The organism is Cellulomonas jepli (assembly GCF_047229345.1).
GTDB lineage: Bacteria > Actinomycetota > Actinomycetes > Actinomycetales > Cellulomonadaceae > Cellulomonas_A.
On sequence record NZ_JBFTER010000047.1, the window covers coordinates 17009 to 35861 of the forward strand.

An 18853-nucleotide genomic window follows, 5' to 3' on the forward strand; every position below is an offset into this window, starting at 1 on the left:
CGTCGTCGACGTCGGCGCCGCGGTCCCCGCAGACAGTTCTCCATCGGTGTAGAAGCGCCGGTGCGGAGGCGGGGACCGTGCGGATGTTCGCGCTCACATTGGCACGGGACCGGCGGAGATCGAAGCGGTTCCGGGTGATATGAAACGATTCTCACGAGGGCAACCGGTGGCCGCGCCGAGGCGCGAGCGTCCTCGTCCGGCCGCGACGGAGCCGCTCGGCCGGAAGCGGTTCCACCCGGCGACGTGCGTGAACGGCGGCATCCGTGCAGGTCGGAGCGGGTCCGCTCCGGTAGATTGCGACCGGCCGGACCCCCGCTCCAGGGGGCGTTGGGGGCCGACCACGCGGGGTCCGACGGGAGGCGTTGTGGCGACGATGGCCGACGTCGCGCGCCAGGCCGGCGTGTCCGTCAAGACCGTCTCGAACGTCCTGAGCGGCTACCCGTACATCCGCGACACGACCCGGGCGCGCGTGCTCGCCGCCGTCGACGAGCTCGGCTACGAGATCAACGTGACCGCGCGGATCTTCCGCTCGGGTCGCAGCGGCGTCGTCGGCCTCGCCGTGCCCGAGCTCGGCCAGCCGTACTTCGGTGAGCTCGCGGACGAGATCCTCGCCGCCGCGCGCGAGCACGACCTCCAGGTGCTCATCGAGCCGACGGGCTTCACGCGCGAGGGCGAGCTCGCGGCGCTCCGCGAGCCGCGACGCGGCCTGATCGACGGGCTCATCTTCAGCCCCGCCGCGCTCGTGCAGGCCGACGAGCGCCTGCTCCAGGACCTGGGCTACCCGCTCGTGCTGCTCGGCGAGCAGATGTTCTCCCCGCACGTCGACCACGTGACGATGCGCAACGTCGAGGGCGCGCGCGCGGCGACGGACCTGCTCCTCGACGCCGGGCGGCGGCACATCGCCGTCATCGGCATGCTGCACGCCGAGACCGCCGGCTCGTCGGCACTGCGTTTCCGCGGGTACCGCGAGGGGCTCGAGGCGCGCGGCCTCGAGGTCGACCCGCGCCTGCTCGGCTGGGCGGACGAGGGCTGGCACCGGGCCGAGGGCGCCCGCGCGATGGCCGCGGTGCTCGACTCGGGCGCGCACGTCGACGGCGTCGTCGCGTTCAACGACGCGCTCGCGATCGGCGCGATGTACGAGCTGCAGGTGCGCGGGCTCGCGATCCCGCAGGACGTCGGGGTCGTCGGGTTCGACGACATCGGGGACGCGCTGTTCTCGGTGCCGACGCTGACCACCGTGGACCCCGGCCGGCGCGAGATCGCCCGCGTCGCGGTGGACCTGCTCCGCCGCCGGGTGCAGGAGCGGCTCGACCCCGGTGCCGAGCGCGCTGCGCCCGTGCTGCACGTCGCGGACATGCGGCTCGTCGAGCGCGAGAGCACGGCGCCCCGAGCGGTCTGACGCACGACGTCGCCGCTCGTCGCCCGTCGCGAAATCGTTATCGACAGCGGTTGACAGCACGGGCGCCCGGTTGCCAGGGTGGCCGCTCGTACGGGTTCTACACCGGTGTAGAACAGGCGCGACGACGCGCCCCCGTCCGCAGGCGCTGTCCCCCACGGCGCCGGCTGCATCACTCGACGAGGAGTAGGAAGGCAGCGCGATGACCATGAGGAAGATGCTGGCCGCATCGACCGCGGCGCTCCTGTGCGCGGCGGGCCTGGCGGCGTGCGGGACCGAGAGCGGCACCGCGGAGCAGGACGGCGACGTCACGATGACGTTCTGGCACAACGCGTCGACGGGTGCCGGCAAGACGTTCTGGGACGACACCGTCGCCGCGTTCATGGCGGAGAACCCGGGCGTCACGATCGAGGTGCAGTCCATCCAGAACGAGGACCTCGACGGCAAGCTGCAGACCGCGCTCAACTCGGGCGACGCCCCCGACGTCTTCCTCCAGCGCGGCGGCGGCAAGATGGCCGCGATGGTCCGCGCCGGGCAGCTGCTCGACCTCTCGGACCTCGTCACCGAGGAGACCCAGGGCCTCATCCCCGAGGGCTCGTTCAAGGCCAACCAGATCGAGGGCAAGACGTACGCGATGCCCATCGCGGTCCTGCCGGGCGGCATCTGGTACAGCCAGGACCTCTTCGCGCAGGCCGGCATCACCGAGCCGCCCGCGACGGTCGAGGACCTCGACGCCGCCGTGACGGCGCTCAAGGGCGCCGGGGTGCAGCCCATCGCGCTCGGCGCCAAGGACGCCTGGCCCGCGGCGCACTGGTACTACTTCTTCGCGCTGCGCGCGTGCAGCCCCGAGACGCTCGAGGCGGCGGCCGAGTCGATGGAGTTCGACGACCCGTGCTGGGTCGAGGCCGCCGAGAACCTCGAGGCGTTCGCCGGCACCGAGCCGTTCAACGAGGGCTTCCTCACGACGTCGGCCCAGCAGGGCGCCGGCTCGTCGGCCGGTCTGCTCGCCAATCACCAGGCCGCGATGGAGCTCATGGGTGCCTGGAACCCGGGCGTCATCGGCTCGCTCACGCCCGACGAGCAGCCGCTGCCCGACCTCGGCTGGTTCGCGTTCCCCGAGGTGCCGGGCGGCGAGGGCGAGCCCGGCTCGATCCTCGGCGGCGTCGACGGCTACAGCTGCTCGGCGAAGGCGCCGGAGCAGGAGTGCGCCGACTTCCTCAACTACATCGCGCGCACCGAGGTGCAGGAGGGCTACTACCGCGCCTTCAACGCGCCCCCGGTGAACACCGAGGCGCAGGCCGTGATCGAGGAGCCGTACCTGAAGAGCGTGCTCGACGCCTACAACGCGGCGCCGTTCGTCTCGCAGTGGCTCGACACGGTCTACGGGCAGAGCGTCGGCAACGCGCTCAACGTGGGCGTCGTCGACCTGCTCGCCGGCAAGCGCGACGCCGCCGGGGTCGTGGAGGCCGTCAACGACGCCGCCGCGAAGTCCTAGGGGCAGCGACGCACATGACCTCCACGCGCGAGAGCTCGCTCACCGCGAACGGCTCGCCCGTCGACCTGCCGGCCGGCGGGAGCGTCACCTCCCCGGTGACGCCCCCGCCGCGCCGCGGGCGTCGCGGCCTCGGGTGGGGCGAGCGCCTCGAGATCGCGGCGCTCACCGGGCCGGCCCTCGTGGTCTTCCTCGGGTTCGTGATCTTCCCCGTCCTGATGGCCGCGTACTACGGCTTCTTCCGGTGGGAGGGCTACGGCGTCCCCACGGACTTCGTCGGGCTCAAGAACTACGCGACGATCCTGACCGACCCGCTGTTCCACGAGGCGCTCCTGCACAACGCGACGATCGCCGTGCTGTCGCTCGTGCTCCAGGGCCCGGCCGCGCTGCTCGTCGCGCTGCTGCTCAACCGCCGGATGCGCGGCCAGTCGCTCATCCGCGTGCTGATCTTCGTGCCGTACGTCATCTCCGAGGTCGTGGTCGGCACCGGGTGGAGCCTCATGCTCCAGAGCCGCGGCGCGCTCAACGACGTGCTGGGGCGGATCGGGCTCGGGGCGCTCGAGAGCGAGTGGCTCTCCGACCCGGACCTCGCGATCTGGACGCTCATGGGCATCATCACGTGGAAGTACATCGGCTTCGCGGTGATCCTCTTCCTCGCGGGCCTGCAAGGGATCCCGGAGGAGCTGAACGAGGCCGCGGCGATCGACGGCGCCTCCTACTGGCAGGTGCAGCGGCGCATCACGCTGCCGCTGCTCGCACCGACGCTGCGCATCTGGGCGTTCCTGTCGATCATCGGCTCGCTGCAGCTGTTCGACCTCGTCTACATCATCTGGGGCCAGTACATCGCCTCGACCGCGGGCACCTCGACGATGGCGACCTACATGGTGTCGTTCGGGCGCAACGCGGGCAGCTACGGCTACGGCAACGCGGTGGCCGTCGTGCTGTTCCTGATCTCGCTGGCCGCCGCCCTCGTGTACCAGCGGACGGTGCTGCGCCGCGACACCGCGGGCGCCCTGACCGGAGGTGCCCGCTGATGGCCGCCACCCTCTCGGCCCCGCCGCTGCCCGCCGAGCGCGAGCCGGTGCGCCGGCGCACGAGCGGTGCGCCGCGGTGGGGCAGCCCGGGCGTGTACGCGTTCGCCACGCTGCTGATCGTCGCGATGCTCGCACCGGTCGTGTACATCGTGATCGGCGGGTTCCGCACGAACGCCCAGATCACCTCGGACCCGTCGGGGCTGCCGAGCCCGTGGCGGCTCGACAACTACGTCGACGTCCTGAGCGGCGGCGTCTTCTGGCGCCAGGTGCTGAACTCGACGATCGCGGCGAGCGCCACGACGCTCGGGGTCGTCGCGCTCGGGCTCATGGTGAGCTTCGCGCTCGCGCGGTACCGGTTCCGGGGCCAGGGCGTGATGTACGCGCTGTTCGCGGCCGGGCTGATGTTCCCGCTCACCGTCGCGATCACGCCGCTGTACATCCTGGTCCGGACGCTCGGCCTGATGAACGACCTCGGCGGCGTGATCCTGCCGCAGATCGCGTTCGGGCTGCCCACGACCGTGATCATCCTCGTGCCGTTCCTGCGGGCGATCCCCGCGGAGCTGCAGGAGGCCGCCGCGATCGACGGGTGCAGCCGCCTCGGCTTCTTCTGGCGGATGGTCCTGCCGCTGTCGGTGCCGGGCGTCATCACGGTCGGGATCCTCGCGTTCATCGGCAGCTGGAACAGCTACCTGCTGCCGCTGTTCGTGCTCAACGACTCGGGCGCGTTCACGCTGCCGCTGGGCGTGCAGGCGTTCTCGTCCGAGTACTCGGTCGACACCGCGAAGGTGCTCGCGTTCACCTCGCTGGCGATGCTGCCGGCGCTCGTGTTCTTCAGCCTGTTCGAGCGGCGCATCGTGGGCGGCCTCACGGGCGCGGTCAAGGGCTGAGCCGGTGACGCTGACCGGGACGTACCTGTTCACGATCGACGCCCACCTCGGGCCGGTCGTGGACGTGGGCGTGACCCCGACGGGCCACCGCCGGGTCGTCCCCGTCCTCGGTGGCGTCGTCACGGGCGGCCTCGACGGGACGGTGCTGCCCGGCGGGGCGGACTGGAACCTCGAACGGCCCGACGGGTCGTGCGAGCTGTGGGCGCGCTACGAGCTGCGGCTCGGCACCAGGGCGGTCGTGTCGGTCACGAACACCGCGGTGCACGAGGCGGGCGCGCCCGCACCGATCCTCACGACACCCCGGTTCGACGTCGGCGCGGGCGGTCCCGTCGAGCTGCGGACCGGGGTGCTCGTGGGGCTCCTGACGTTGCAGCCGGGCGGGCGGCGCGTGCTGGTCGAGGTGCACCGGGTCGAGGTCGCTGCCCGCGCGTGAGCGGCGGGGACGGGACGGGGGCGGCCCCCGGGCGACGGGTGCGGAGCCGTCCGGGCGCCGGGCGCTGCCGGTCGGCTCCCGGTCGGGTGCCGGACGGCGCGTCAGCGGCTCGCGATCGCGTCGAGCGCGAGCCGGACCACCTCGGCCCCCGACCGCACGACCCCGGGGGAGTGCGCCCCGAACGACTCCCGGACCGCTGCCGCACGGTCGAGCGACGGCGTCGGCGGCTCGGGCAGCGCCGTGAGGTAGGCGTCGAGCACGGTCGTGACGAACCACGTCGGGACGTCGAGCCGCGCGACGTCGCCCGCGTCGGCCGGGATCCCCTCGACGACCGCGCACGCGAGGGCGAGCGCCGTCATCGCGGTGTCGAGGGCCGCCGGGCCGGTGCGCGCGATCGCCCAGTCGATCACCACGGGCTCACCGGCCACGAGCATCACGTTCGCGGGGTGCAGGTCGAGGTGCACGACGACGTGTCCCGGCTCGCGCGCGGGCGGGCCCAGGTCGGGCGGCAGCCCGTCGACGGGGACGCGGTGCAGGTCAGCGTGCAGGCGGGCGAGCGTCCGGCCGGCGTCGGCGGGCTCGACGTCACCGACGAGCGCCGCCTCGACGAGGGTCGGGCCGTCGAGCCGCTCGAGCACCATCCCGGTCGGGCGCCCGTGCGCGTCGAGGTGCACGCCGTGCACGTGCGGGACGCGGACGCCGTGCCGGGCGACGTGCCGCATGACCGTGACCTCGGTCGACACGTCGCGCGCGTCGTCGTACCGGCGCAGCACGCGGTCCGGGCCGAGCTCGTGCACCGTGGCCTCCCGGCCGCGGGCCAGCAGCGGTCCGGGCGGCTCGTCGGACACCGGGAGGCTGCTCACCTGCGGACCGTAGGCCTCCGGCGGGTCCGGGGTCGACGCGTTTCCGGAGCCGGGCCACGCGGCGCCACGTCACGCCGGCCGGGCGCGGCCGGGTCGAGCCGGTTCCCGCCGGGTCCAGCGTGGGCGTCGTGCCGGTGCGCGGCACACCCTCAGGGCGTGAGGTCCCACAGCAGCCGGTAGTACGCCGTGCGCTCGGGGTCGGGGTCGACGCCGTACGCGTCGAGCAGCGCGTCGTCCAGCCCGGGGCCGTAGTTCCAGTGCGTGCTCCACGTCGCGATCGCCAGGTCGGCCCAGCGGTCGGCGAGGCCGAGCGTCCCGAGGTCGACGTGCGCGGCGAACCGCCCGTGCTCGTCGAGCAGCGTGTTCGGGGCGCACGCATCGCCGTGGCACACCACGAGCCGGTCGACGGGCGGGACGTCCGCGAGGCGTGCCGTCGCCTCGGCGAGCGTGAGGTCGGCGTGGTCGGGGTGCCACGTCGCGCGGTCGTCGCGTCCGCCGGTCAGGGCGCGGGTCAGGCGGTCGCGCACGTCCCACGTGAACGGGCAGCCCTCGACGGGCAGCCGGTCGTGCAGCACGCGCAGCCCCGCGCCGAGCGCGCGGGCCGCGACCTCGGGCCGGGCGGCCCAGCGCGGGTCGACGGCGCTGGTCCCGTCGAGCGCCGCGGTCACGAGCCACGAGCCGTCCGCGTCGGACCCCGCGTCGAGCACCCGCGGGACCGGCGTGAACGGCGCGGCCCACGCGAGCCGCACGGCCTCCGCCGACAGGTCGGCCGGCGCGCCCGTGGGCAGCCACTTCACGAAGCGACGCGTGCGCTCGCCCGTGAGCTCGAACGTCAGCCCGCCGAGCTCGTTGCGCCAGACCGCGCGGACGGCGTCGGCCCCCGCGAGGTCGGCGACCACGGGCGGGACGGCGACGTCGTCGACCGGGAAGGAGGCGATCACGGCGCCCAGCGTGCCACTGCCGAGCCCGGCCCACGGCGTCGCGGCGACGCACCGCCCGCGGGCCGCGCACCGTCCACTTGGTAGACTTCCCTCATCCACCCGTGAGCGCACCGCTGCAGGCTCTCGTGCCGCGCGCGTGCTCGACCGATCGCTGACAACACCACACACCGGTTCCGGCGCACGGCGTCGGGCGTGCCGGACCGACCGACCACCCGCCCCTCAACAGGACGGAGCCGGACGTGCTGCTGCTGCTCGCTGTCCATCTCGCCGCAGCCGTCGTCGCGCCCGTGCTCGTCCGGTGGATCGGCCGCAGGGCGTTCTGGGTGCTGGCGCTCGCGCCGGCGTCAGCCACGGTCTGGGCGCTCACGCAGACTGCCGCGGTGCAGGCCGGGGACGGGCCCGTCGAGGTCGTCCCGTGGGTCCCGCAGCTCGGCCTCGAGCTGGCGTTCCGGCTCGACACGCTCGGGTGGCTCATGACGCTGCTCGTCGGCGGGGTCGGTGCGCTCGTGCTGGTCTACTGCTCGGCGTACTTCTCCCCGCGGGCGACCGGGCTCGGCCGGTTCAGCGGGGTGCTCGTCGCGTTCGCGGGCGCGATGCTCGGGCTCGTCACGGCCGACGACCTGCTGCTCGTGTTCGTGTTCTGGGAGCTCACGACCGTCTTCTCGTACCTGCTCATCGGGCACTACAACGAGCGCAAGGCGTCCCGGCGCGCGGCCATGCAGGCCATCGTGATCACGACCGCGGGCGGCCTGACCATGCTCGTCGGCGTCATCCTGCTGGGCGAGGCCGCCGGCACGTACCGCCTCTCCGCGGTGCTCGCCGACCCGCCCCAGGGCACCCTCGTGACCGTCGGCGTCGTGTGCCTGCTGGTCGGGGCCGTGACCAAGTCCGCGATGATCCCGCTGCACTTCTGGCTGCCCGCCGCGATGGCCGCGCCGACGCCCGTCAGCGCGTACCTGCACGCTGCCGCGATGGTCAAGGCCGGCATCTACCTGATCGCCCGCTTCGCGCCCGCGTACGCCGAGCTGACCGCGTGGCAGGTCGTCGTGCTGACGCTCGGCTGCGGGAGCCTGCTCGTCGGCGGGTACCGCGCGCTGCGCCAGCACGACCTCAAGCTCGTGCTCGCCTTCGGCACGGTCAGCCAGCTCGGCCTGCTCGTGGTGCTCGTCGGGTTCGGGACGCGCGCGACGGCGCTCGCGGGGCTCGCGATGCTCGGCGCGCACGCGATGTTCAAGGCCGCGCTGTTCCTCGTCGTCGGCGTGGTCGACGCCGCGACCGGCACGCGCGACCTGCGCCGGCTCTCCGGGGTCGGGCGGGCGCTGCCCGTGACGGCGCTCGCGGGCGGGCTCGCGACGGCGTCGATGATCGGGCTGCCGCCGTTCGCCGGGTACGTCGCCAAGGAGGCCGCGCTCGAGGCGATCGCGCACCACGACGGCGGCGTCGGGGACCAGGTCGTCTTCTGGGCGGTCGTCGTCGGCTCGGCCCTGACGGTCGCGTACGGGCTGCGGTTCTTCTGGGGGGCGTTCTCGACGAAGTCCGTGGTCGCGCACCCGCCCGTGCACGACGGCGGGACCGCGCCCGCGGGCAGCCCGACGCCCCCGGACCGCGACGAGCCCGCCGTCCCCGCGACGATCACACGCCCGTCGCTCGTCCTCGTCTACCCGTCGCTCGTGCTCGCGGTCCTCGGGCTCGCCGCCGCGGTCCTGCCGGGGCTCGGGGAGCACCTGCTGTCCCCGTACGCCGACCAGTTCGCGGGCGAGCCCGGCCACCTCGTGCTGTGGGCGGGCGTCACGCCGACGCTCCTCACGACGCTCGGGGTCGTGGCCGCCGGGGTGGCGCTGTTCGTGCTCCGTGAGCCGGTCGAGCGGCTCCAGGCGCGGGTGCCCCCGGTGCCGGAGGCCGACCACCTGTACCGGCGCCTCATGCGCAAGCTCGACGACCTCGCGGCCGACGTCACGGCGCTCACGCAGCGCGGTTCGCTGCCCGTGTACCTCGGCGGGATCCTGCTCGTGTTCGTCGTCGCCGTGGGCGGCGCGATGCTGACCGTCGCGTCGCTGCCCGACGGCGTCCGCGCGTGGGACCACCCCGCGCAGGTGCTGTTCGGTGCCCTCGTCGTCGTCTCGGCGGTCCTCACCGCGCGCGCCCGCCGCCGCCTCAAGGCCGTGATCCTGCTCGGCATCAGCGGGTACGGGGTCGCGGGGCTGTTCCTGCTGCACGGCGCCCCCGACCTCGCGCTGACCCAGGTGCTCACCGAGACCGTGACGCTCGTCGTCTTCGTGCTCGTGCTGCGCCGCCTGCCCGCGTACTTCTCGGACCGCCCGCTCGCGGCGAGCCGCTGGGTGCGCCTCGTGATCGGCCTCGCGGCGGGCCTGACGGTCGGCGGGCTCGCGCTCGTCGTCCCGGGCGCACGCGTGCACGTGCCCGTCTCCGACCTGTTCGCGGCCGAGGCGTACGAGTTCGGCGGCGGCAAGAACATCGTCAACGTGACGCTCGTCGACGTCCGCGCGTGGGACACCATGGGCGAGATCTCGGTGCTCCTCGTCGCCGCGACCGGCGTCGCGTCGCTCGTGTTCCTGCAGAAGCGCAGCGGCGCGATCTTCCGCGCGGACGAGGCGAACGAGGGCCGGCCGGTGTGGGCGATCGGCGGCAACGACCCCGCCGCGGCCCTGCGCCAGCCCGCGCACGCACCGCTCCCGCCGACGCCGTCGGGCACCTACCCGGGGTTCGCGCACGCGGTCCGCCGCACGGGCGAACGGTCCAAGGAGTGGCTGCGGGCCGGCCGGACGCTCGCGCCGCGGCGCCGCTCGGTGATCTTCGAGGTCACGACGCGCCTGCTGTTCCACACGATGATCGTGTACTCGGCCTACCTGCTCTTCTCGGGGCACAACGCGCCCGGCGGCGGGTTCGCGGCGGGGCTCGTGACGGGCATCGCGCTCGTCGTGCGCTACCTCGCGGGCGGCCGCTACGAGCTGGGTGAGGCGGCACCGGTGCAACCCGGCCTCCTGCTCGGCAGCGGGCTGTTCCTGTCCGCCGGCGTCGGGCTCGTCGCGCTGCTCGCGGGCGGGTCGGTCCTGCAGTCCTGGATCATCGACATCCACGTGCCCGTCATCGGCACGATCCACCTGGTGACGTCCCTGTTCTTCGACGTCGGCGTCTACCTCGTCGTCGTCGGGCTCGTGCTCGACATCCTGCGCACGCTCGGTGCGGAGATCGACCGCCAGGCCGAGGCCGGCGAGCACACCGGCGGCTCGGAGGACCACTCGCGCGACACGTCCGGCACGGGCTCCGTGTTCGGGGCGGGCGCGCAGGGGACGGCCGACGCCGACGGCCTCGTCCGCACCGCGGAAGGCGACCTGGAGGTGCACCGCTGATGCCCCTGAACCCGGACATGAGCCCGAACGTCACGCTCGTCGTCGTCATCGCGGCGCTCGTCACGGTCGGCGTCTACCTGCTGCTCGAGCGCAGCCTCTCGCGCGTGCTCATCGGCGTGATCCTGATCGGCAACGGCGCGAACCTGCTGTTCCTCGTCGCGGGCGGCGCCGCCGGGCGGCCGCCGATCATCGGCGGTGCGGACGAGTCCGAGATGAGCGACCCGCTGCCGCAGGCGATGGTGCTCACCGCGATCGTCATCACGCTCGGCATGACCGCGTTCCTGCTCGCCATGGCGTACCGGTCGTGGCAGCTGCACCGCCACGACGAGGTCCAGGACGACGTCGAGGACCGCCGCATCGCCCGGCTCGCGGCACGCGACGAGCGCGCCACGACCGACGCCGACACCGAGGACACGCGCTCGACGCTCGACGAGGAGGCCGCGGAGACGCGCGACGAGACGGACGACGCGCCCTCCGAGCGGTCCACCCCGGTGGAGGTCCCGTGACCGGCGACCCGACCTGGCTGGTCCCGCTGCCCGTCGTCCTGCCGCTGTTCGGCGCCGGCCTCGCGCTCGCGCTGTACCGCCGGCCCCGCGCGCAGCGGCTGATCAGCGTCGTCGTGCTCTCGCTCGTGCTCGCGGTGTCCGTGGCGCTGCTCGTGCTCGCCGACGGGGGTCCGCTCGTGATCGACGTGGGCGGCTGGGCCGCGCCCGTCGGCATCGACCTCGTGGCCGACCGGCTGTCGGCGCTCATGCTCACGGTGTCGAGCGCCGTCACCCTGTGCGTCCTGCTGTACTCGCTCGCGGAGGGCGAGGCCGACGGTGACGAGGCGGCGCCCGTCTCGATCTACCACCCGACGTACCTGATCCTGACGGCGGGCGTCGCGAACGCGTTCCTGTCCGGGGACCTGTTCAACATCTACGTCGGCTTCGAGATCCTGCTCGCGGCGAGCTACGTGCTGCTGACCCTCGGCGGCACCGGCGAGCGGATCCGCGCGGGCAGCATCTACGTGGTCGTCGCGCTGCTCTCGTCGGTGCTGTTCCTCATCGCGATCGCGCTCGTCTACGCGGCGACCGGCACCGTCAACCTCGCGCAGCTCGCGGTCCGGCTCCCCGAGATCGACCCGGGCGTGCGGCTGCTGCTGCAGATCATGCTGCTGCTCGCGTTCGGCATCAAGGCGGCGATCTTCCCGCTGTCCGCGTGGTTGCCCGACTCCTACCCGACCGCCCCGGCGCCCGTCACCGCGGTGTTCGCAGGCCTCCTGACCAAGGTCGGCGTGTACGCCATCATCCGCACGCAGACCCTGCTCTTCCCGGAGGGCCGCGCCGACGACGTCCTCATGTGGGCCGCGCTCGCCACGATGGTCGTCGGCGTCCTCGGCGCCGTCGCGCAGGACGACATCAAACGTCTGCTCTCGTTCACGCTCGTGAGCCACATCGGCTACATGATCTTCGGCATCGCGCTCGCGACGCAGGCCGGGTGGAGCGCCTCGATCTACTACGTGGCGCACCACATCACCGTGCAGACCGCGCTGTTCCTCGTCGTCGGGCTCATCGAGCGGCACGGCGGCTCGACGTCGCTCGACCGGCTCGGGGGCCTCGCCAAGCTCACGCCGGTCCTCGCCCTGCTGTTCTTCGTCCCGGCGATGAACCTCGGCGGGATCCCACCGCTGTCCGGGTTCCTCGGCAAGGTCGGGCTCCTGCAGGCCGGCGTCGACGTCGGCACGCCGCTCGCGCTGACGCTCGTCGTCGGCGGCGTGATCGTGTCGCTGCTGACCCTGTACGCGCTGGTCAAGGCGTGGAACAAGGCGTTCTGGCAGACCCCGCCGGTCGAGCCGCCGCGCACGGCCCTGCCGCTCGGGATGATCGGCCCGACGGCCGCGCTCGTCGCGTTCGGGCTGCTGCTGACGGTGGCCGCCGGACCGCTGTACGGCTACACCGAGCGCGCCGCGCTGACGCTCCAGGACCGCTCGGTCTACATCGCGTCGGTGCTGCCCGACGGCGAGCGCGGGCAGGGCGAGTCCGCGGAGGTCGCGGAGGACGACGGCGGGGCCGGGGACGACGGCGAGGCCGGGGACGACGGCGACGCGTCGGGTGGCGTGCCCGCGGGCGCGACGACGGACAGGGCCCGGCCGTGAGCGCGGGGCGCTGGTCGGTGCGCGCCCAGTGGGGCACGACGCTGTGGCTCACCGCCGTCTGGGTGCTGCTGTGGGGCGACCTCTCGGTCGCGAACGTGCTCGTCGGGCTGCTGCTCGGGTACCTCGTGACGCACGGCCTGCGGATGACGCCCATCGACTTCCACGGCCGGGTGCGCCCGCTCGGGCTCGCGCACCTCGTGACGCGGTTCCTGCTCGACCTCGTGCGGGCGTCGTTCGAGGTGAGCCTGATCGCGCTGCGGCCCCGGCACGTGCCGCGCGGTGCGGTGATCGGCGTGCAGCTGCGCAGCCACTCGGACCTCTACCTCACGATGACGGCCGAGCTGTGCTCGCTCGTGCCCGGCTCGCTCGTCGTCGAGGCGCACCGCGTGACCGGCGTCCTCTACCTCCACGTCCTCGACGTGGAGCAGTCCGGCGGCATCGAGGCGGCACGGCAGGTCGTCCTCGACCAGGAGGAGCGCGTGCTGCGCGCGCTCGCGTCGGACGCGGAGCTCGCCGAGGCAGGGCTGGCGCCGCGCGGCGGGCCCCCCAGGGGCGCGGCACGGGACGGCGGTGCCGCTGCGGGCCCGGACGGGACGACGAGCACGGAGGTGCGCGCATGAACGACGTCGTGGTCGCGGTCTGCGCGGTCCTGCTCACGACCGGGGCGGTCCTGGCGGTCGTCCGGGCCGAGCGCGGGCCGTCGATCCTCGACCGGACCGTCGCGCTCGACATCGTGCTGACGATCATGATCGCGGGCGGCGCGCTCTACGCGAGCCTCGAGCGCCGCACCGACATCGTGCCGATCCTCGTGGTGCTCTCGCTCGTCGGGTTCGTCGGCTCGGTGACCGTCGCGCGGTTCGCCTCGGTCGAGCCGCCCGGCGAGGGGCGCGTGCGCACGCGCGAGGAGATCGCCGCCGAGGAGTCCGAGCGGCGCCGCCTCGAGGAGGCCGACACCCGAGGACAGCGCCGCGACGCGGGGGAGGCCCGATGACGGCTCAGACGTGGGACACGGTCGCGGACGTCGTCGCGTCGGTGTGCATGCTCGGGGGCGCGTTCCTCGCGTTCGCCGCCGGCGTCGGGATCGTGCGCTTCCCCGACCTGCTGTCGCGGATGCACGCCGGCACCAAGCCCCAGACGCTCGGGCTCGTGCTCGTCCTCGTCGGCCTCGCGCTGCGGCTCCGCTCCGGCGGCGCGGTGTGGGCGCTCGTCCTGGTGGTGCTGTTCCAGATGCTGACGGCGCCGGTCGCCGCGCATATGGTGGGCCGCGCGGGCTACCGCACCGGGAAGGTCCGCACCGACCTGCTCGTCGTCGACGAGCTCACGCGCGACCAGGCCGACGCGACCGCGTCGCGGGACGCCGCCGCCGGCCAGGGCACGCTGAGCGCGGCCACCGTCCCGGACAACGTGGACCCGCGCAGCCGCGAGCCGCACGGCGGCGAGCCCGAGCTGTACGGGATGGAGCCGCACCGGGGCGAGCGGGACGCCGAGCGGTAGCCGGCCCGCGCCCGGGGCCCGGGCCGCGTCGACCCGGTCAGCCGAGCGGCTCGGTCCAGAGGTACAGGCTCAGGTCCTCGCGGTCCGCGACCTTGACCAGCGCCAGGACGTCCGTGAGCACCGACAGCGCGTTCTCGGGGGTCGTCGCGAGCTCCTCCGTCGCGGCCCAGCGCTCGGCGACCTCGCCGATCGCGTCGGGGTCCTCGTGCGTCGCGAGCTCCAGCAGCACCTCGATCAGGAACGGCGGGAGCTCGACGAGGTTGTCGTAGTCGAGGTCGACCTCCTGGCACTCGAGGTCGCCGGTCCCGAAGTGCACGACGTCGCACGCGATCTCCCCGAGCACCTCGAGGTCGAGCGGCGAGATCGCGGTCAGCTCGAGCCGCGGCGCGTCCTGCGGGTCGGACCCGCCGTCGAGCGCGGTCGCGTGCGCCAGGGCACGCGCGTGGTCGGAGGCGAAGAGCTCACTCAGGGCAGCCATGGCGACAGCGTGCCACGGCTCAGCCGCGGACCGACAGACGACCCTCGTCGACCCGGTTCGCGAACTTCGCGGTCCCGCGGGTCGCGAGCACCCGCACGAGCGCCACGACCGCACCGGTGATGACCGCCGCGATCGCGACCTCGGCGAAGCGCGCGTCGCCCTCGTCCTCGGCGCTCGGCGGCTCGTGCCCGGCGACCGCCTTCCAGGCCGTGCTGACCGCCTTGTGCGCGACCCACGTGGCGGCGAGCGCGGACGCGCCGCCGGTGATCGTCGCGACGGTCGACTTCGTCTTCTTGCTGGCCACGGGGGTCCTCCTGGAGGGCGGCTGGGGGTGGCTGCCAGGCTAACGCGGGGGCGTGCCCGCGTCCTGCGCTGCGGAGGCGTCCGCGCAGGTGGGCGGCGTCGCAGCCGTCGCCGCTGCCGCGCGACGTCGGGGGTGACGGCTGCTGCGCGAGTGCCGGCCGCCGCTCGCGGCGGTGCCCCTCAGCCCTGTGCGGGGTCGACGAGGCGCGCGGTGCTGTTGCGCACCACGAGGCTCGTCGCGAGGTCCATGCGGGTGCTCACCGAGGCGCCCTCGCGGGCCCGCAGGACGAGGCGCGCGGCCTCCTGGGCCATGTTGCGCAGCGGCTGGTGCACGGTCGTGAGGGCCGGGCTGGACCAGCGCGCGACGGCGACGTCGTCGTAGCCGACGACCGAGAGGTCCTCCGGGACGCGCAGGCCCTGGCGCCGGGCGGCTTCCAAGACGCCGAGCGCCTGCAGGTCGCTGCCCGCGAAGATCGCGGTCGGGCGCCGGTCGGCGGGCAGCGCGAGCAGCTCGGTCGCGATGTCGTGGCCGCCCTGCACGTGGAAGTCGCCGAAGCGCACGAGCGTCGGGTCGACGCCGTGACCCGCGTTGCTCATCGCCGACCGGTAGCCGTCGAGGCGGGCGAGCGAGCACATCATGTCCTCGGGCCCGGTGATCATCGCGATGCGGCGGTGGCCGAGCTCGAGCAGGTGGCGGGTCGCGGCGAGGCCGCCCGACCAGTTCGCTGAGCCGACCGAGGGGACGTCGGGGTCGGGGTCGCCGGCCGGGTCGACGACGGCGAAGGGGATCGCGCGCGAGCGGAGCTGGTCCTTGACCGCTGCGGGCAGCGTCGAGAACACGAGGACGACGCCGAGCGGGCGGCGCTGCAGCACGCCCTCGAGCCACTCGGGGCCGGGCGCGTGGCGGGTGCCGCTCTCGGTGAGCACGACGCTCGCAGAGCTCTCGCGCGCGACGTCCTCGACGCCGCGGATGAGCTCCATCGCCCAGATGGTGTCGAGCTCGTGGAAGACGAGCTCGATGAGCGGCGCGGCGCTCGACGGGCTCGTGCGGCGCCGGTAGCCGTGCCGCCCGAGCAGGCCCTCGACGCGTTCGCGGGTGGCCTCGGAGACGTCGGCGCGGCCGTTGAGGACCTTCGAGACGGTGGAGATGGAGACGCGGGCCTCGGCCGCGACGGCCGCCAGGGTCACGCGGTCGGCCCGGGCGTCGATGCTCATGCGCCCAGGGTAGCGGCCCGGTCGCCCCGCGAACGGGAACTTTCGAGCGCGGAGCGATCCTTGACGCTGTTCCTGGGCGCTGACTACGCTCCGGAGGGTCTGGCAAGTTTCGGCGCGAGTCTCGAAACGTTCGACGGCCGACGCCGGGCCTCTCCCGCTGCTTCCCCTGTGATGCGGAAGCGGTTCGACGCTCTCGCGTCGTACTGTCGGACCTCACGATCTGCTCGCTCCGCAGGGGTCGGTCGCGCCCGGGCACAGGCCCCGCGCACCGGCGGAAAGTAGCGTCATGCACACGAAGCACGAGAGCGGGACCCGCACGTCCACGGCCGTACCCCCGCACGCCGAGGTGCCCGTGTGGGCCGACGCGTCGGCGGCGACCGAGGACCGTGTCGAGGCGCTCGTCCGCGAGATGACGCCCCGCGAGAAGGTCGCCCAGCTGGTCGGCGTGTGGGTCGGCGCGTCCGCCGAGGGCGGTGAGGTCGCGCCGCACCAGCACGACATGGAGGAGGGCGTCGACCTCGACGCGCTGCTGCCCGACGGGCTCGGGCAGCTCACGCGGCCGTTCGGCACCGCGCCGGTCGACCCCGCGCTCGGCGCCCTGTCGCTGCTGCGGACCCAGGAGCGCATCCGCTCGTCGAACCGGTTCGGGATCCCCGCCGTCGCGCACGAGGAGTGCCTCGCGGGCTTCGCGGCGTGGGGTGCGACGGCGTACCCCGTGCCCGTCTCGTGGGGCGCGACGTTCGATCCCGACCTGGTGCGCCGCATGGCCGACGCGATCGGGCGCGACATGCGCTCCGTCGGCATCCACCAGGGCCTCGCACCGGTGCTCGACGTCGTGCGCGACGCCCGCTGGGGCCGCGTGGAGGAGACCGTCGGCGAGGACCCGTACCTCGTGGGCACGATCACGACCGCGTACGTGCAGGGCCTCGAGCGCGCCGGGATCGTCGCGACGCTCAAGCACTTCGCGGGGTACTCCGCGTCGCGCGCGGGCCGCAACCACGCGCCCGTGTCGATGGGCGCCCGCGAGCGCGCCGACGTCGTGCTCCCGCCGTTCGAGATGGCCGTGCGCGAGGGCGGCGTCCGCTCGGTGATGGCCGCCTACACCGACACCGACGGCGTCGCGTCGCACGCCGACCCCGAGCTGCTCACGCGGCTGCTGCGTGACGCGTGGGGCTTCACGGGTACGGTCGTCGCCGACTACTTCGGTGTCGCGTTCCTCAAGCTGCTGCACGGCGTCGCGGGCACGTGGGCGCACTCGGCGGCGCTCGCGCTCGAGGCGGGCGTGGACGTGGAGCTGCCGACCGTCAAGACGTTCGGCGAGCCGCTGCTGACCGCGCTCGAGAAGGGCGAGGTCGACGAGGCGCTCGTCGACCGGGCGCTGCGCCGCGTGCTCGCGCAGAAGATCGAGCTCGGGCTGCTCGACGCCAGCTGGGACCCGGTCCCCGAGGTGCTGCGCGGGCGCGACCTGACCGACACGGAGGCGCTGCGGGGCACCGTCGACCTCGACCCCGAGGGCAACCGGGACATCGCCCGCGCGCTCGCCGAGGAGGCGGTCGTGCTGCTGCGCAACGACGGCACGCTCCCGCTCGGTCCCGACGTGCGGAAGGTCGCCGTCGTCGGCCCCACCGCCGAGGACCCGATGGCCGTGCTCGGCTGTTACTCGTTCCCGGCGCACGTCGGCACGCACCACCCCGAGCTCCCGCACGGCATCGCGCTGCCGACCCTCGCCGAGTCGCTGCGCGCCGAGCTGACGGGCGCCGAGGTGTCGGTCGCGCGCGGGTGCGACATCGACACCGAGGACGTGTCCGGCCTCGACGAGGCGGTCGCGCTCGCGACGGCGTCCGACGTCGTCGTCGTGGCGGTCGGCGACCGCGCGGGGCTGTTCGGGCGCGGCACGAGCGGCGAGGGCTGCGACGCCGAGACCCTGCGGCTGCCCGGTGTGCAGCAGGACCTCGTCGACGCGCTGCTCGCGACGGGGACCCCGGTCGTCGTCGTCGTGCTCTCGGGCCGCCCGTACGCGCTCGGCGCGGCGACCGGCTCCGCGGCGGCGATCGTGCAGGCGTTCTTCGCCGGCGAGGAGGGGACGCCCGCGATCGCGCGCGTGGTCTCCGGCGCCGTCGAGCCGCAGGGCCGGCTCCCGCTGAGCGTCCCGGCCTCGGAGCACCTGCAGCCGACGACGTACCTCGCGCCGCCGCTCGGCCGGCAGAACGGGGTCTCGAACCTCGACCCGACCGCCGCGTTCGCGTTCGGCCACGGCCTGACCTACACGTCGTTCTCGTGGTCGGACGTCGAGCTCGACTGCGCCGTCGTCCCGACCGACGGCGCCGCGACCCTCGCGTTCACGCTGCGCAACGCCGGTGCGCGCACCGGCACCGAGGTGGTCCAGGTCTACCTGCACGACCCGGTGGCCACGGTCGTGCGCCCGGTCCAGCGGCTCGTCGGGTACGGCCGCGTGGTGCTCGCTGCGGGCGAGGAGCGGCGTGTGCACGTGCGCGTGCCCGCCGACGTCGCGGCGTACACCGGGCGCGACGGGCGCCGGGTCGTCGAGCCCGGCGAGCTCGAGGTCCGGCTCGGGGCGTCGAGCGCCGACACGCGCCTGACCGCGACCGTGACGCTCACCGGAGCAGAGCGCACGGTCGACCACACGCGCGAGCTGCACGCGACCGTGGCGTTCGGCGAGGTCTGAGCCCGGCAGGACGCCCGCGTCGGGCCCGGGCCCGCGGGCCGCGCCCCCCCGGCAGGATGACCCGACCGGCGGCAGCGCCGGCGGTCGGCGGCCGGCTCGCGGGGGGAACTCACCCGGACCGCG

General features: G+C 74.2%; 17 protein-coding genes. 12 read left to right on the forward strand and 5 right to left on the reverse strand.

The genetic code is table 11. The features are described from left to right. The first annotated feature begins 373 nt into the window (after nt 1–373). The 5 genes from AB6N24_RS12485 (at nt 374) to AB6N24_RS12505 (ending at nt 5242) form a co-directional block, all read left to right on the forward strand. Nucleotides 374–1399: a LacI family DNA-binding transcriptional regulator gene (locus tag AB6N24_RS12485; RefSeq protein ID WP_412869739.1), complete on the forward strand. Its 1026-nt coding sequence runs from the start codon at nt 374–376 to the stop codon at nt 1397–1399. Nucleotides 1400–1598: 199 nt separating this feature from the next. Further along, the gene (locus AB6N24_RS12490; protein WP_412869723.1) at nt 1599–2891 is read left to right on the forward strand and encodes an ABC transporter substrate-binding protein; all 1293 of its coding nucleotides are present in this window, start codon (nt 1599–1601) and stop codon (nt 2889–2891) included. Between the two features lie 14 nt (nt 2892–2905). Continuing rightward, nucleotides 2906–3922: a carbohydrate ABC transporter permease gene (locus AB6N24_RS12495; protein ID WP_412869724.1), complete on the forward strand. Its 1017-nt coding sequence runs from the start codon at nt 2906–2908 to the stop codon at nt 3920–3922. Next, nucleotides 3922–4809 carry a carbohydrate ABC transporter permease gene (locus tag AB6N24_RS12500; protein WP_412869725.1) on the forward strand — a complete coding sequence of 296 codons (888 nt, stop codon included), beginning with the start codon at nt 3922–3924 and terminating at the stop codon, nt 4807–4809. The genes AB6N24_RS12495 and AB6N24_RS12500 overlap by 1 nt, the downstream gene beginning before the upstream one ends. Nucleotides 4810–4813: 4 nt before the next feature. After that, a complete protein-coding gene (locus tag AB6N24_RS12505) occupies nt 4814–5242 on the forward strand; it encodes a DUF3237 family protein (protein WP_412869726.1) in 429 nt (142 codons plus the stop codon). Between the two features lie 101 nt (nt 5243–5343). Here AB6N24_RS12505 and AB6N24_RS12510 read toward each other — a convergent pair whose 3' ends face one another. Beyond that, the gene (locus tag AB6N24_RS12510) at nt 5344–6105 is read right to left on the reverse strand and encodes a phosphotransferase (protein WP_412869727.1); all 762 of its coding nucleotides are present in this window, start codon (nt 6103–6105) and stop codon (nt 5344–5346) included. A 149-nt stretch (nt 6106–6254) separates the two neighbouring features. After that, a complete protein-coding gene (locus AB6N24_RS12515) occupies nt 6255–7046 on the reverse strand; it encodes a phosphotransferase (RefSeq protein ID WP_412869728.1) in 792 nt (263 codons plus the stop codon). Between the two features lie 239 nt (nt 7047–7285). Between AB6N24_RS12515 and AB6N24_RS12520 the strand changes: the two genes are divergently transcribed. From AB6N24_RS12520 to mnhG, 6 genes are read left to right on the forward strand one after another with little or no spacing between them, the layout of a single operon-like run. Next, a complete protein-coding gene (locus tag AB6N24_RS12520) occupies nt 7286–10417 on the forward strand; it encodes a Na+/H+ antiporter subunit A (protein WP_412869729.1) in 3132 nt (1043 codons plus the stop codon). Further along, complete coding sequence (locus AB6N24_RS12525; protein ID WP_412869730.1) at nt 10417–10923, forward strand: Na(+)/H(+) antiporter subunit C; 507 nt, start codon at nt 10417–10419, stop codon at nt 10921–10923. The genes AB6N24_RS12520 and AB6N24_RS12525 overlap by 1 nt, the downstream gene beginning before the upstream one ends. After that, nucleotides 10920–12554 (forward strand): Na+/H+ antiporter subunit D, encoded by a 1635-nt coding sequence (locus tag AB6N24_RS12530; protein ID WP_412869731.1) that lies wholly within the window; start codon nt 10920–10922, stop codon nt 12552–12554. The genes AB6N24_RS12525 and AB6N24_RS12530 overlap by 4 nt, the downstream gene beginning before the upstream one ends. Further along, on the forward strand, nt 12551–13174 hold the full coding sequence (locus AB6N24_RS12535) for a Na+/H+ antiporter subunit E (protein WP_412869732.1): 624 nt from the start codon (nt 12551–12553) through the stop codon (nt 13172–13174). The genes AB6N24_RS12530 and AB6N24_RS12535 overlap by 4 nt, the downstream gene beginning before the upstream one ends. Further along, on the forward strand, nt 13171–13545 hold the full coding sequence (locus AB6N24_RS12540; protein ID WP_412869733.1) for an MrpF/PhaF family protein: 375 nt from the start codon (nt 13171–13173) through the stop codon (nt 13543–13545). The genes AB6N24_RS12535 and AB6N24_RS12540 overlap by 4 nt, the downstream gene beginning before the upstream one ends. Then, complete coding sequence (mnhG, locus tag AB6N24_RS12545; protein ID WP_412869734.1) at nt 13542–14048, forward strand: monovalent cation/H(+) antiporter subunit G; 507 nt, start codon at nt 13542–13544, stop codon at nt 14046–14048. Before AB6N24_RS12540 ends, mnhG begins: the two co-directional genes overlap by 4 nt. A 37-nt stretch (nt 14049–14085) precedes the next feature. Here the strand turns inward: mnhG and AB6N24_RS12550 are convergent, their stop codons facing one another. From AB6N24_RS12550 to AB6N24_RS12560, 3 genes are all read right to left on the reverse strand, one after another. Continuing rightward, nucleotides 14086–14526 carry a hypothetical protein gene (locus AB6N24_RS12550; protein WP_412869735.1) on the reverse strand — a complete coding sequence of 147 codons (441 nt, stop codon included), beginning with the start codon at nt 14524–14526 and terminating at the stop codon, nt 14086–14088. Nucleotides 14527–14545: 19 nt separating this feature from the next. Further along, nucleotides 14546–14830, reverse strand: a complete 285-nt coding sequence (locus AB6N24_RS12555) for a DUF4235 domain-containing protein (RefSeq protein WP_412869736.1) — start codon at nt 14828–14830, stop codon at nt 14546–14548. A gap of 179 nt (nt 14831–15009) precedes the next feature. Next, nucleotides 15010–16044, reverse strand: a complete 1035-nt coding sequence (locus tag AB6N24_RS12560) for a LacI family DNA-binding transcriptional regulator (RefSeq protein WP_412869737.1) — start codon at nt 16042–16044, stop codon at nt 15010–15012. Between the two features lie 286 nt (nt 16045–16330). Between AB6N24_RS12560 and AB6N24_RS12565 the strand changes: the two genes are divergently transcribed. Further along, nucleotides 16331–18730, forward strand: coding sequence for a beta-xylosidase/alpha-l-arabinosidase (locus tag AB6N24_RS12565; RefSeq protein ID WP_412869738.1), 2400 nt, complete (start codon nt 16331–16333; stop codon nt 18728–18730). Nucleotides 18731–18853 lie beyond the last annotated feature (123 nt).

Bases quoted from the DNA above. Each gene is read 5' to 3' on its own strand.
- AB6N24_RS12550 (WP_412869735.1), bottom strand. From the start codon at position 14,526: ATGGCTGCCCTGAGTGAGCTCTTCGCCTCCGACCACGCGCGTGCCCTG.
- AB6N24_RS12490 (WP_412869723.1), top strand. From the start codon at position 1,599: ATGACCATGAGGAAGATGCTGGCCGCATCGACCGCGGCGCTCCTGTGC.
- mnhG (WP_412869734.1), top strand. From the start codon at position 13,542: ATGACGGCTCAGACGTGGGACACGGTCGCGGACGTCGTCGCGTCGGTG.
- AB6N24_RS12500 (WP_412869725.1), top strand. From the start codon at position 3,922: ATGGCCGCCACCCTCTCGGCCCCGCCGCTGCCCGCCGAGCGCGAGCCG.
- AB6N24_RS12540 (WP_412869733.1), top strand. From the start codon at position 13,171: ATGAACGACGTCGTGGTCGCGGTCTGCGCGGTCCTGCTCACGACCGGG.
- AB6N24_RS12560 (WP_412869737.1), bottom strand. From the start codon at position 16,044: ATGAGCATCGACGCCCGGGCCGACCGCGTGACCCTGGCGGCCGTCGCG.
- AB6N24_RS12565 (WP_412869738.1), top strand. From the start codon at position 16,331: ATGCACACGAAGCACGAGAGCGGGACCCGCACGTCCACGGCCGTACCC.
- AB6N24_RS12495 (WP_412869724.1), top strand. From the start codon at position 2,906: ATGACCTCCACGCGCGAGAGCTCGCTCACCGCGAACGGCTCGCCCGTC.
- AB6N24_RS12525 (WP_412869730.1), top strand. From the start codon at position 10,417: ATGCCCCTGAACCCGGACATGAGCCCGAACGTCACGCTCGTCGTCGTC.
- AB6N24_RS12485 (WP_412869739.1), top strand. From the start codon at position 374: ATGGCCGACGTCGCGCGCCAGGCCGGCGTGTCCGTCAAGACCGTCTCG.